Below are 13355 nucleotides of genomic sequence, written 5' to 3'. Positions count from 1 at the left end.
TTTTCTGCAGTTATGCAGGTACATCTTCTTCATTTCCAAGACCTTTTTTGAAAGTCAGTCTGTGAATGATCATCGTAAGAGCGCCGTCCCCCGTGACATTCGTCGCCGTGCCCAAGCTGTCCTGGGCGAGATAAAGGGCGATCATTAAGGAGACGCTTGTTTCATTAAAGCCGAGCATCGACTGTAAAAGCCCGGCTGCAGCCATGACAGCTCCCCCCGGAGCGCCCGGCGCTGCGACCATTGTGATGCCAAGCATTAAGATGAACGGCATCATCATTGAAAAGGTCGGCGTCTGCCCGTTTAAAATCAAGACGCCCATTGCGCAGCTTGTCAGGGTGATCGTACTGCCTGACAAATGAATATTGGCGAGAAGCGGAACCGCAAAATCGGCCACTTTTTGGCTGGCGCCTGTTTTTCTCACTTGTCTGAGCGTCACCGGAATGGTTGCGGCTGAAGACTGTGTGCCAAGCGCGGTAAAATAAGCAGGCGCCACGATTTTCAACAGTGCGAACGGGTTCCTGCCATTGGCAAGGCCTGCCGTCGTGTATTGAAACAAGAGAATGACGAAGTGCAGCACAATAATCATCACAAACACTTTTGCAAACACGGATAAGATGGTCTGTACCTGGCCGCCGTACGTCATATTTGTGAAAATGCCGAAAATATGAACGGGCAATAAAGGAATAATGATATACGAGATCAGCTTTTCGATAACCGTTTGAAATTCATCAAACGCGTTTTTTAATGTTTTGCCAGGCAGATAGGCGATTCCGATACCCATGATGAAAGCGAAAATCAGCGCGCTCATCACGCTCATGAAAGGCGTCATTTCAATCGTGAAAAATCCGCTTTGCAGCACTTCTTCCGGATTTTTAAATTCCTGCAGCTGATGTCCGGAAATGATGGCGGGCAGCAGGTTTGAGCCGACGAGAAAGGCCAAAAGCCCCGCGATAATGGTTGACGCATAGGCGATACCGGCTGTAAGGCCAAGAATTTTTCCAGCTCCGCGTCCGATTTGTCCAATGCCCGGAATGATAAAAGCAATAATAATAAAAGGAATGGCAAATTTGATAAAGTTTCCGAAAATGTCATTGAACGTTGCGGCGGTTTTGACAAACCAAAGCGGAGCAAAGCTTCCAACGATAACACCAAGAACAATTGCCGTGATAATTCTCGGCAGCAATCCAAATTTCATCGATATGTCCTCCTGAAGTATACAAATGTTTTTATCATATTATCATATGAAAACTTTCTTTTGTTAAAAATGAAAAAAGTCTTTATTTTCAAACAACAGCAGCGCAAGATCTTGCGCTGCTGCTTATTGGTTTTAGATCAGAGGACCTCCGGCTTTTTCGATATCGCCGGTATTAGAAAACTTTTTAAAGTTCTTTTTAAATTCGTTTGCCAAAAGAATTGCTTTTTCTTCGTACGCTTTTTCATCCGCCCAAGTTTTTGCCGGTTCGAGCACCTGATCGGGAACACCCGGAACGTGTATCGGCGTATGCAGACCGAAAATCCGGTCCGTTCTCATGTCTGCATGATCCAGTTCACCCTCAATTGCGGCTTGAACCATTGCTCTCGTATAAGCCAGGCTCATTCTCTCTCCGACGCCGTAGCCTCCGCCGGTCCAGCCTGTGTTGACGAGGAATACGCTGACGCCGTGCTCATCAATTTTGCGTCCCAGCATTTCTGCATAAACATGGGCCGGGAGCGGGAGGAATGGCGAGCCGAAGCAGGTTGAAAAAGTCGCTTCAGGAGAGGTGATGCCGCGTTCTGTTCCGGCAAGCTTGCTCGTATATCCGCTCAAGAAATGATACATCGCCTGTTCTTTCGTCAGTTTGCTGATCGGAGGAAGCACGCCGAACGCATCCGCCGTCAGAAATACAATGGTTTGCGGGTGTGCCGCGATGCTCGGTTTGACAATGTTGTCGATCGCCTCTATCGGGTAAGCGGCTCTAGTATTTTCCGTATAAAAGCTGTCAGAGTAATCCGGTTCCCCGGTTTCAGTGTCAACGACGACATTTTCAAGAACGGAGCCGAAGCGGATCGCTCTATAAATCTGCGGTTCTTTTTCTTCGCTTAAATGGATGCATTTTGCGTAGCATCCGCCCTCAATATTAAATACACCTGTACTTGACCAGCCGTGTTCGTCATCGCCGATCAGCCTCCGCTTCGGATCTGCCGAAAGGGTCGTTTTTCCGGTGCCTGACAAACCGAAGAAGAGAGCGGTTCCCCCTTCCTCGCCGACGTTCGCAGAGCAGTGCATCGGCAGAATGTTTCGTTCCGGCAGAAGAAAATTCATAATCGAAAAAATCGATTTTTTCATTTCTCCGGCATATTCGGTTCCTCCGATTAATATGGTGCGCTTCTCAAATGAGACGATGATAAATGTTTCCGATCTTGTACCGTCAAGGAGCGGATCGGCTTTAAAATGAGGAGCGGAAAGGATCGTAAAAGGCTCTTCAGCCGGCTTTTGATGATGATCTTCAGGCCTGATGAACAGCTGTCTCGCGAACAGGTTGTGCCAGGCGAACTCGTTGACGACAGTGATCGGAAGGCGGTATTTTTCATCTGCACCCGCAAATCCTTCAAACACAAACAGTTCGTCGCGCTCCTTTAAATAGCTGACGACTTTTGTGTAAAGCCTTTCAAAAGCGGCCTCTGAAATCGGCTGGTTTACGGCGCCCCAGTCAATCTTTTCCTTTGAGCTTTCCTCCTCAACAATGAATTTGTCTTTTGGAGAACGGCCGGTATATGTACCGGTCGTCGCCCGTACGGCTCCTGATGATGTCAAGACCCCCTCTTTGCGGTGAAGGATTTTTTCAACAAGATGCGGAACGGATAAATTGAACTGGACGTTATCACCCGTTAATAATGTTTGCAAGTCAGTCGCCAAATCTACAGAATTCATAAAAAACCTTCCTTTGCGTGTTTTTTAATGTGTATAACATTAATGTAGAAATAGTATAACACATTTACTCTTATAGTCTATACTGTTTTCTGCAATTTCGTTCGGGTTTTTTCTTCAAAGAGTTGTTCCAAATTTATCTTGACCGATATTGACATGACAAGCCATTTTAAGATAAGATATTTCATTGAGCGGATACTCTTATCCCGAGCTGGCGGAGGGACAGGCCCGATGAAGCCCAGCAACCGGTTTCTCTCTATATAAAGGATGTAAAACAGTTCCTGAGAACACTATGGTGCTAACCTGATGCAAGGTGTCGAATACCTTGAGCGATAAGAGTGAAAGGCACGCAATACCAGACCCTTTCCTCAGAGAATAGGAAAAGGTTTTTTTATTGCATAAATCCATATACAAAAACTGCTAAAAAAAATGCCTTCAGGACGAAGGTACTGGGCGTTTTTCACAGGACGTGAAAGGTTTTAGCCGAGTATCAAGCAGGACGAAGGTACTGGGCGTTTTTCACAGGACGTGAAGGGATGCAGCCGGGAAGCCGATCAGGAAAGGCCGCCTGCAAAAGGGGAATATCGGCTCAGGATCTCGTTAAGAATAAGAAATATGGAAATTCTTTCAAAGTGAGAGGTCATGATGCCCCGGTGCGTCATATCATGTAAAAGGGACGGGTTCCGTATCATCATTAAGATCACGGCTGATCTTCATATACAGGAGGAAATATAAACATGAGCAAAAATCGTCGGTTATTTACTTCAGAGTCAGTTACAGAGGGCCATCCGGACAAAATTTGCGATCAGATTTCGGATAGTATATTAGACGAAATTTTAAAGAAAGATCCGAATGCACGCGTCGCATGCGAAACATCTGTAACAACCGGTTTGGTGCTGGTAAGCGGTGAAATTACAACATCCACATACGTGGATATTCCGAAGACAGTACGCGAAACGATTAAAGAGATAGGATACACTCGCGCAAAATACGGCTTTGATGCTGAAACATGCGCAGTATTAACATCTATAGACGAGCAGTCTCCTGACATTGCAATGGGTGTCGATCAGGCGCTTGAAGCGCGTGAAGGTGACATGAGCGACGCAGAAATTGAAGCGATCGGAGCCGGAGACCAAGGCCTGATGTTCGGCTTTGCCTGCAACGAGACAAAGGAACTCATGCCTCTGCCGATTTCCCTTGCTCATAAATTGTCCCGCCGGTTGACGGAAGTTCGGAAAGAGGAAATCCTTCCATACTTGCGTCCGGACGGAAAAACTCAAGTAACCGTTGAATATGATGAGAACAATAAACCGATTCGCATCGATACAATCGTGATTTCTACACAGCATCATCCGGAGATTACGCTTGAGCAGATTCAGCGCAACCTGAAAGAATATGTCATTAATCCGGTTGTGCCAAAAGAACTGATCGATGAAAACACGAAATATTTCATTAATCCAACAGGACGTTTTGTCATCGGCGGTCCGCAGGGAGATGCCGGATTGACCGGCCGGAAAATCATTGTCGACACGTACGGCGGATATGCCCGCCACGGAGGCGGCGCGTTTTCCGGGAAAGACGCGACAAAAGTTGACAGATCTGCCGCTTATGCTGCCAGATATGTAGCGAAAAACATCGTCGCAGCAGGACTTGCCGAGTCATGCGAGGTTCAGCTTGCCTATGCGATCGGCGTCGCTCAGCCGGTATCGATTTCGATTGATACATTCGGTACGGGAAAAGCGAGCGAAGAGACTTTGATTGAAGTGGTTCGCAAAAACTTTGATCTAAGACCTGCCGGCATTATCAAGATGCTTGACCTGCGCCGTCCGATTTATAAACAAACGGCAGCATACGGACATTTTGGACGCCTTGATCTTGATCTGCCTTGGGAGCGCACGGATAAAGCAGATCAGCTTCGCAAAGAGGCGCTAGGAGAATAACAACCGCATAGCCGCTTAATCAAGCGGCTTTCTTTTTCGCGACGGATACGGGACGCTTTTGAAACTTGAAAAACAGGTTTCATATGTTTGTTTTTTTATTGAAAACAATGAGGGCAATATGCTCGTTTTTCAAGTTTTTTGAAACGTTTTTCTTTAAATACATGTCTAATCAAGAAGCAGATCTTACTCTGCATGAAATTTAAAAAAATCGGAGGCAATACTATGTGTGGATTTGTAGGGGTATTCAATCATCGCCCATCATCCGAGACGGCAGGCCAGGAAGAACTGATTAAACAAATGAATGAATTGATTGTACACCGCGGTCCCGACGATGATGGGTACTATCATGATGAGCATGTAGGCTTCGGATTTAGAAGGCTGAGCATCATCGATGTTGAAAACGGAGGACAGCCTCTGTCATATGAAGATGATTCCTACTGGATTATTTTTAACGGAGAAATCTATAACTATATAGAATTGAAAGATGAGCTTCTTTCAAAAGGCTATCAATTTCAGACCGATTCCGATACCGAGGTTTTGCTTGCGACCTACCGCCATTATAAACAGGAGGCTGCATCAAAACTGCGGGGAATGTTCGCCTTTTTAATCTGGGATAAACAAGAACAGCTTTTATACGGAGCACGCGACCCGTTTGGCATTAAGCCGCTTTATTTTACAAAAACGGACGGCCATGTTTATTTTGCATCAGAACGAAAAAGCCTGATGCCTGTCGGTGCTGAGCTGGAATTTAACGAAAAAGGCCTTCAGCAATATACATCTTTCCAATTCGTGCCTGAGCCTGAAACGCTTGACAAAAAGGTGCGAAAAGTGGAACCGGGTCAGCAGTTTACGATTCGTCCCGGAGAAGATCTTCAATTTAAAACATACTGGAAAGTTCAATTTAAGCCGGTGCAGACGGAAGAAGAAAAGCTTGTTCAGGAAGTAAGGGACGCGATTTTTGATTCTGTCAAAGTCCATATGAGAAGCGATGTGCCTGTCGGTTCATTCCTTTCAGGCGGAATTGACTCTTCCTTTATCGTGTCTGTGGCCAAACAGTTTCATCCGAATTTGAAAACATTCTCGGTCGGGTTTGAACATGAAGGCTTCAGCGAAGTGGACGTTGCGAAAGAAACCGCGGACAAGCTCGGCTTGGAAAACTTCAGCGCCGTCATTTCTCCTGAAGAATACATGAACGAGCTTCCTAAAATCGTCTGGCACTTGGATGATCCGCTTGCCGATCCTGCTGCGATTCCTTTGTATTTTGTAGCGAAGGAAGCGAAAAAACAGGTGACGGTCGTCCTTTCCGGAGAAGGGGCGGATGAGCTGTTCGGCGGATATAACATTTACCGCGAACCGCTGTCATTAAAACCGTTTGAACGGATTCCGTCGCCTTTGAAAAAAATGCTTCTCCGCGTTGCCCAAGCGATGCCTGAGGGAATGAAAGGAAAAAGCTTTTTAATGAGAGGATGCACCCCTCTTGAAAAAAGGTATATCGGAAATGCGAAGATTTTTGAAGAAGGTATGAAATCAAAACTTCTTCGCCAGTATGACAGCAACCTCTCTTACTGTGACGTGACAAAGCCGTATTTTGAAGAAAGCAAGTCCTACAGCGAAATCAATAAAATGCAGTATGTTGATATTCACACATGGCTGCGCGGGGACATTTTGCTGAAAGCCGATAAAATGACGATGGCCAATTCCCTGGAGCTCCGCGTTCCATTTTTGGACAAAGTCGTTTTTGAAGCGGCTTCAAAAATTCCGGAAGAGCTGAAAACAAAGAACGGCACGACAAAATACCTGCTTCGAAAAGCGGCGGAAGGCATCGTTCCCGAGCATGTGCTGAACCGCAAAAAGCTCGGCTTCCCTGTGCCGATCCGCCACTGGTTGAAAAACGAAATGCATGACTGGGCCGTGGGCATTATTAAAGAGAGCGAAACAGACGCATATATTCATAAAGACTATGTGCTTCAGCTCCTTGAAGACCACTGCGCCAACAAAGCGGACAACAGCCGTAAAATCTGGACGGTACTTATCTTTATGATCTGGCACAGCATTTTTGTCGAAAAGCGCTATGTCCCGGAAGAATTAAACCATCAGCCGAAAGAAGTCATCATTGTTTAACTGCAAAAAAAGGTTTTCGATTCGTCGAAAACCTTTTTTTTATTATGCTGTTCTGTCTCCAATGGATTTGGCAAGCACGCTTTCACATTCCGCAAGGAGGCTCTCAAAAATAGCCTCCCACGATTGGGCAAGAGCGTAGTTTCTTGCTTCCTGTTCCATTCGTTTTTTCAAAGAAGGGTTCCCGAGGACATGCATAATGGCTTCTGTGAAGGCTTCCGGACATTTTGGCTCTGCAAGAAATCCGTTTTTTCCGTTTTGAATAAAATCTTTCAGGCCGCCGGAGTCTGCGCCGATGACAGGTGTACCGCAGGCGAGCGCTTCAAGAGCGGAATTTCCGAAGGTTTCCGTCGGGGAAGGAAACACAAACAGGTCTGAGCTGGCGTAAATGCGGGAGAGCTCTTCTCCTTCCACATAGCCGGCAAACGTCATGTTGGCCGGTGCCTGTTTTTCAAGCTCCTTCTTTAATGGGCCGTCGCCTGCGATCAGCCAGTGAACATCTTTTCTCAATGAAGGGTGTCTTGCGATCTTAAGCAGCGTTTCCAAGTCCTTTTCAGGGGCAAGCCTGCCGACATAGCTCAGGATGTATGTTTCTTTTATGCCATAGCGCTCGCGGACCTGTTCGGATTTGAAAGACGGATGAAACCGCGAGCAGTCCACACCCCGTCTCCAAATTGAAAGGTTTCTGAACCGTTTCGCTTTTAGCTGCATCAGCGTTTCATTGGAGGGAACGAAGATTTTATGAAAAGATTTATGAAACCAGCGCATATACTTCCACAAGAGATTGGAAAACATTTGCAGATCATAATAAGAAAGGTACTGGTCAAAATCGGTGTGATATGATGCGACAGCGGGGATGTTCCATTTTTTTGCGAGCTTCAGCCCCGCAAGGCCGATGTTGAACGGTGTAGCGATATGAATGAGGTCAGGATTGAACGTGCGAAGTTCAGCTTTGATTTGGACGAGATTTGGAAGGGCCATTCTGCATTCGGGGTATAAGAAGAACGGAAGGCTTGTAAACCGCCGGATATCGCTTGAGAAAGGTGTCTCATGCGTGCTTTCCGGCGCAAATACTTTAAACGGGATTCCTTTGCTGTTAAGGTAGTCCGTATACCTTTTTAACGTTTTGGCACAGCCGTTCACATCCGGTGTAAACGTGTCTGTAAAAATCGCAATTTTCATTGTTTCCCTCCTGATGATGATTTCTTAAACAAAAGACGGGTTACATGAGAAAGGATGACAGAATGCCGACAGAGACGCCAAGCAGCATGCCGGCGAGCACATCTGACGGGTAGTGCAAGCCCAGATAAATTCTCGAAAGACCGACACTGATGGCAAGAGGAATTAATAAAAGTGCAAGTATCGGAAAGAATACGATTATCGGTGTTATAACAGAAAATATGGCTGTCGTGTGTCCGGATGGAAAGGAATGATCCTTCAGCGGATCTTTCAAAACCTGTGCTTGTTTCAGCGTCATATACGGACGTTTTCGCGGGTAGAGCTTTTTGATGAGCACGACCTGCAGATGGCTGATTAACAGCGCAAGTGCGCTCGCGGTTCCGGCTTGACGTATGCTTCCTGATCCGAAAACGATGAGCGACAGGGAAGCGAGAATGGTGCATAAAGCTCCTCCTAAATGGGTTGAGGAACGAAAAAAGCGATTTAATGCTTTTTGTTCGAACAAGCTGTTCATGCCGAGAAAAATCCGGCATTCAAAGTTGTACATGCCAAGCATCAGTTTATTCAGCGTCATAACCCCCTTAGATGAATGGTTGCTTCTCATTTATTGTAAAAAACAAATGTTTAGCACATAATAAGAAATTGTAAAGATTGCCGTGGCGAAAAAAAAAGCCGCAGATCGCGGCCGGAAGGGTTTTTGCTTAATTTATCCCTAAAAAAATGGTAAAGTTGTAGCAAAGCTAATCTTTCTGTTGCAGGGATTTGTAGTATTGTCCTTTTTCAACATACTCGTTGCGAATTCTTTCCATATCCTGCTGATCGCTTTCGGTTAACGGGCGAATGACTTTTGCGGGTCTGCCAAATGCAAGGTGAAACGGCGGAATCTTCTTTCCCGGCGGGACAAGGCTGCCCGCGCCGATAAAGGCGCCTTCCCCGATCTCGGCTTCGTCCAGAATAATCGAACCCATTCCGATAAGGGCATGCTTTCGTATAACGGCGCTGTGCAATGTGACCTGATGGCCGACTGTCACACCATCCTCGATCAAAAGGGGGCGGTTTGGACTTTGATGCAGGCACGAAAGGTCTTGAATATTTACGCCTTTTCCAATCCGGACCGGTGCGACATCGCCGCGGATAACAGCGGAGAACCAGACGCTTGATTGCTCTCCGATGGTGACGTCACCGGTGATGCACGCATTGTCGGCGATAAAGGCCGTTTCATGAATAGCGGGTTCGGTGTTTTGATAAGGGTAGATCATCAGTTTCATCCTTTCTTTCAAGTGTTTTTAAAAACTAGCGTGAGGTGGCCAGCATGTGGTGCATGGAAGCGGAAAGACCTGTTGCCTCGATTGTCATTGTTCACGGTGCTTGTGAGCATTCTGGCCGGTATAAATGGTTATCCGAGATGTGGCGTTCATCCGGATACAATGTCGTCATGGGCGATCTCCCCGGCCAGGGAACATCGACGAGGGATAGAGGACATATACGCACATTTCAAGAATATATTGATGAAGTAGACAAGTGGATAGATCGGGCGAAAGCCTTTCAGGTGCCGGTACTCCTTCTCGGGCACAGTATGGGCGGTCTGATTGCGATCGAGTGGTTTAAACAGCGCCAAAGCGATGTTGCCGGTCTCATTTTATCATCCCCTTGTCTCGGGCTGCAATTGAAGCCGAACAAATTTCTCGATGTGATATCAAAAGGGCTTAATGTTGTGGCTCCTTCCCTCAGATTTGAATCCGGGATAACGCCTGATAAAGCAACGAGAAATAAAGAAGTCATCGAAGTGGATATCAATGATTCATTATATATCACAAAAGTTTCCGTCAGATGGTATCAGGAGATATTAAAAGCGATTCAAAGCGCGATGGAGCCGACCGACGCCTTTCTCAATATCCCTTTGCTTGTCATGCAGGGGGGGACTGACTGGCTCGTCGACAAAAAAATGGTGCTCAAATGGTTTGACCAGCTCGCTTCCCGCAACAAGACATACAGGGAGTGGGAGGGCTTGTATCATGAAATCTTTAATGAGCCTGAACGGGAGGACGTTTTTAAAGCGGCCAAAGCGTTTGCTGAACAACATATCACATAATGGAGGTGCATTCTTTGTCAGTACCGGAACATCCATTTGGATTAATGGCGAAAGTTTACAGAGAGGTTTTTCCGCTCGTCCATCAGGAATTGGACAAATGGCGGGCCAAAGCTGAACATATTCAAAATCCAGAGCTGAAATTGCAGGCGTTGGCCAGCATCAGAGACAAAACCTTTCACTGTGAAGGGGGCGGCATTATGGCGCTTCTTTCAGGCAGACAAATCAGCAAGTCCATTCGGTTTATTACCGCCTATCAAACGATAAGCGACTATCTGGACAATTTATGCGACCGCAGCACCTCTCTTGATCCGGATGACTTTACAATGCTCCATCAGTCGATGAAAGACGCATTGACGGTCGGAGCCGAACTGAAGAACTATTATCGGTTTCGAGAAGACCAGGATGACGGCGGCTATCTGCACGATCTGGTCAAAACGTGCCAGGATGTGCTGATTGAGATTGAAAATTATGATGTCATCAAAGATCATCTCCTCGAACTTTGCAGCTATTACTGTGATCTGCAAGTCCATAAGCACGTGGTTGAGCATGAACGCGTTCCGCGGCTTGAAGCATGGTTTAACAATTATAAATCCGCTTTGCCTGAAATGGAGTGGTACGAGTTTTCGGCATGTGCAGGCTCAACGCTCGGCATCTTTTGCCTAGTCTCTTATTCGGTCCATTCCGATTTTACAAAAGCGATGGCGGGAAAAATACGCGACAGTTATTTTCCATACATACAAGGGCTGCACATCCTTCTCGATTATTTAATTGATCAAGAGGAGGATTTAATCGGCGGGGATTTGAACTTTTGCACATATTATCCGTCACATTCAGAGATGATGGAGAGGCTTGAACATTTCATCCAAATGGCCGATGAGCATCTGCGCGGTATTCCGCATGAAAACTTCCACCGCTTGATCAACAGAGGTCTTTTAGGTGTTTATTTGTCAGATGACAAAGTCGCGGGGCAAAAGGAGATCGGTCGGCTGGCGAAAAGGCTGATCAAAGCGAGCGGCAAAACATCCTTTTTCTTCTATATCAATGGCAGGGCCTATCGTAAAATTCAAAAAATGCCCTGGATTAAAAGCTCCTAGATGCGGCAATATAAAAACAAACAGAAAGCCCAAATCATTGGTTGATTTGAGCTTTTTTTTCAATCGCGATAATAAACGGCGGATCATTTCGCTGATTTAAATATTGATAACAGAGGACGCGGGCCGCATCCTGGTCAATGGAGGCGCAAAAATCAAGGAGATCGCTTTTTTCCCGCTTTCCTTCCGGATGGCCGTGATACACGACCAAAACGATCAGCCCGCCTTCTTGTAAAACCTCTAAAAGCTGTCTGATGCTTGAGATGGTTGATTCGCTTTTCGTTGTGACCGATTTGTCTCCGCCCGGCAGATAGCCGAGGTTAAAGACGGCAGCCGCCACCCGGCCAAAAGCCTCGGACGGGAGTGCGGAGATCAACTCATCATGGCTTTTTTGAAACAATGTGACCCTTTTCCCGTATGTTTGACCAAGCCTTTCAGCGGTCTTCTCCAACGCGGATTCCTGGATGTCAAAAGCATAAACATGTCCGCTTTCGCCGACAAGTTCAGCCAGAAAATAAGTATCATGACCGTTTCCCATCGTCGCGTCAATGACGATATCTCCTTCTCCGGCTGCTGATTTCAGCAGCTCTTTTGAGTATGGCAAAATGTTCTTCAGCGTCATGACATCGCTTCCTCTTTCGTTTTGTTAAACCGTTTTCCCTGGTAGCTTCCGCGCTTTTCGAGTTCACCGTTGATGGCGTTCAATACCTCCCACTTGTTGACGCTCCACATCGGTCCGACCATTAATTCAATCGGTCCGTCGCCTGTGATTCTGTGGATGATCATCTCCGGAGGCAGAATTTCCAGCTGGTCGCAAACAAGCTGGACGTATTCATCTTGGGAAAGAAACGTCAATTTGCCTTTTTCATATTGCTTCACCATCGGCGTTCCTTTTAAAAGGTGCAGCAGATGAATTTTAATGCCTTGTACATCAAGGTTTGCCACCGCTTGAGCCGTTTCCATCATCATAGCGTAGTCTTCCTGCGGAAGGCCGTTAATAATATGTGAGCAGACGCGTATTCCGTGTTTTCTCAGTTTGTTGACGCCATCGACATAGCATTGGAAATCATGGGCGCGGTTGATCAAGTCTGCCGTCCGTTCATGAACGGTTTGCAGCCCGAGCTCCACCCAAAGGTATGTCCGTTCATTCAGCTCTGCAAGATATTCGACGACATCATCCGGCAGGCAATCCGGCCGTGTGGCGATCGAAAGGCCGACTACACCGTCGAGGCCAAGCACGGTTTCGTATTTTTCACGAAGAACGTCGACTGGGGCATGCGTGTTCGTAAACGCCTGAAAATAGGCCATATATTTGCCGTCTTTCCATTTTTTGTGCGTTCTGTCCCGTATTTGATGAAATTGGGTGATGAGGTCATCAGCCCGGTTTCCCGCAAAGTCGCCGCTGCCTGCAGCACTGCAAAATGTGCATCCGCCATGTGCGACCGTGCCGTCCCTGTTCGGACAGTCGAACCCGCCGTCAAGGGCTATCTTAAAGACTTTATGTCCGAAATGCTTCCTTAAATGATAATTCCATGTATGGTATCGTTTTTCACTGTTCGTGTATGGAAAAGGGTTGTTCTGATGCAAATCTAAAGAACCTCCTTAGAATAAATGGCACATCCTAAAATTGTAGCAAATAAATACGAATTGAACAAATCCCCATCATTTTCTTTATTGAATAAAGGCTGAAGTGGTCAAACTAATCACGATGGATTTTTCCATTAAGGAGGGGTTTTCTTTGGCAACAAGACAATCCGTCGGAGAACACATCCAAAGAAGCGAAGACGCTTATGAATATGCGTTATCTCAATTTGAAACTGCAAGCAGGCAGGAACATTACAATGAGATAGAATACAGCGAAGCGCAGCAGAAGCTTGAAGATGCCGTAAATGATTTAAATAAGCTTTCATTGTTTTCCAATGAACAGCAAAGGGAAGAGATTTACCGCAAAAGACTTCAGCTGCAAACCCTTCAAAACAATATGATCCTGCAAAGGTCATTCGAAAGGCCCCATTAATTGGGGTCTT

At 46.3% G+C, this 13355-nt stretch carries 12 protein-coding genes and 1 riboswitch; of the genes, 5 read left to right on the top strand and 7 right to left on the bottom strand.

Translation table 11 applies throughout. The annotated features are described in order from the left end of the window. Nucleotides 1–10: 10 nt before the first annotated feature. Both P3X63_RS16605 and pckA read right to left on the bottom strand, forming a co-directional pair. A complete protein-coding gene (locus tag P3X63_RS16605; RefSeq protein WP_026588372.1) occupies nucleotides 11–1195 on the bottom strand; it encodes a dicarboxylate/amino acid:cation symporter in 1185 nt (394 codons plus the stop codon). Nucleotides 1196–1327: 132 nt separating this feature from the next. After that, a complete protein-coding gene (gene pckA, locus P3X63_RS16600) occupies nucleotides 1328–2911 on the bottom strand; it encodes a phosphoenolpyruvate carboxykinase (ATP) (RefSeq protein WP_026588371.1) in 1584 nt (527 codons plus the stop codon). Between the two features lie 195 nt (nucleotides 2912–3106). Beyond that, nucleotides 3107–3247: riboswitch (SAM riboswitch) on the top strand. 398 nt (nucleotides 3248–3645) lie between these two features. Between pckA and metK the strand changes: the two genes are divergently transcribed. Together metK and asnB are read left to right on the top strand one after the other, a co-directional pair. Continuing rightward, the gene (gene metK / locus P3X63_RS16595; protein WP_026588370.1) at nucleotides 3646–4848 is read left to right on the top strand and encodes a methionine adenosyltransferase; all 1203 of its coding nucleotides are present in this window, start codon (nucleotides 3646–3648) and stop codon (nucleotides 4846–4848) included. 222 nt (nucleotides 4849–5070) lie between these two features. After that, nucleotides 5071–6969 carry an asparagine synthase (glutamine-hydrolyzing) gene (gene asnB / locus P3X63_RS16590; protein ID WP_277691547.1) on the top strand — a complete coding sequence of 633 codons (1899 nt, stop codon included), beginning with the start codon at nucleotides 5071–5073 and terminating at the stop codon, nucleotides 6967–6969. A 42-nt stretch (nucleotides 6970–7011) separates the two neighbouring features. On the opposite strand, the gene P3X63_RS16585 is transcribed toward asnB, so the two are convergent. From P3X63_RS16585 to P3X63_RS16575, 3 genes are all read right to left on the bottom strand, one after another. Then, on the bottom strand, nucleotides 7012–8148 hold the full coding sequence (locus P3X63_RS16585) for a glycosyltransferase family 4 protein (RefSeq protein ID WP_026588368.1): 1137 nt from the start codon (nucleotides 8146–8148) through the stop codon (nucleotides 7012–7014). Between the two features lie 40 nt (nucleotides 8149–8188). Next, nucleotides 8189–8719 carry a phosphatase PAP2 family protein gene (locus P3X63_RS16580; RefSeq protein WP_051290397.1) on the bottom strand — a complete coding sequence of 177 codons (531 nt, stop codon included), beginning with the start codon at nucleotides 8717–8719 and terminating at the stop codon, nucleotides 8189–8191. Nucleotides 8720–8885: 166 nt separating this feature from the next. After that, on the bottom strand, nucleotides 8886–9404 hold the full coding sequence (locus P3X63_RS16575; RefSeq protein ID WP_026588366.1) for a gamma carbonic anhydrase: 519 nt from the start codon (nucleotides 9402–9404) through the stop codon (nucleotides 8886–8888). 53 nt (nucleotides 9405–9457) lie between these two features. On the opposite strand from P3X63_RS16575, the gene P3X63_RS16570 reads away from it, so the two are divergent. Further along, the gene (locus tag P3X63_RS16570; RefSeq protein ID WP_026588365.1) at nucleotides 9458–10237 is read left to right on the top strand and encodes an alpha/beta hydrolase; all 780 of its coding nucleotides are present in this window, start codon (nucleotides 9458–9460) and stop codon (nucleotides 10235–10237) included. Nucleotides 10238–10251: 14 nt separating this feature from the next. Continuing rightward, nucleotides 10252–11331 (top strand): tetraprenyl-beta-curcumene synthase family protein, encoded by a 1080-nt coding sequence (locus P3X63_RS16565; RefSeq protein ID WP_077736173.1) that lies wholly within the window; start codon nucleotides 10252–10254, stop codon nucleotides 11329–11331. A gap of 34 nt (nucleotides 11332–11365) precedes the next feature. On the opposite strand, the gene mnmM is transcribed toward P3X63_RS16565, so the two are convergent. Then, a complete protein-coding gene (gene mnmM, locus P3X63_RS16560) occupies nucleotides 11366–11950 on the bottom strand; it encodes a tRNA 5-(aminomethyl)-2-thiouridylate-methyltransferase MnmM (protein WP_026588363.1) in 585 nt (194 codons plus the stop codon). Beyond that, nucleotides 11947–12915, bottom strand: coding sequence for a tRNA modification radical SAM protein MnmL/YtqA (gene mnmL, locus P3X63_RS16555; protein WP_077736174.1), 969 nt, complete (start codon nucleotides 12913–12915; stop codon nucleotides 11947–11949). Before mnmL ends, mnmM begins: the two co-directional genes overlap by 4 nt. A gap of 151 nt (nucleotides 12916–13066) precedes the next feature. Here mnmL and P3X63_RS16550 point away from each other — a divergent pair, with 151 nt between their 5' ends. After that, nucleotides 13067–13345, top strand: coding sequence for a YtzC family protein (locus tag P3X63_RS16550; protein WP_026588361.1), 279 nt, complete (start codon nucleotides 13067–13069; stop codon nucleotides 13343–13345). The last annotated feature ends 10 nt before the right edge of the window (nucleotides 13346–13355 follow it).

The organism is Bacillus sp. HSf4, assembly GCF_029537375.1.
GTDB classification, from domain to species: Bacteria; Bacillota; Bacilli; order Bacillales; family Bacillaceae; genus Bacillus; species Bacillus sonorensis_A.
This window is presented reverse-complemented; position numbering and strand designations above follow the sequence as displayed.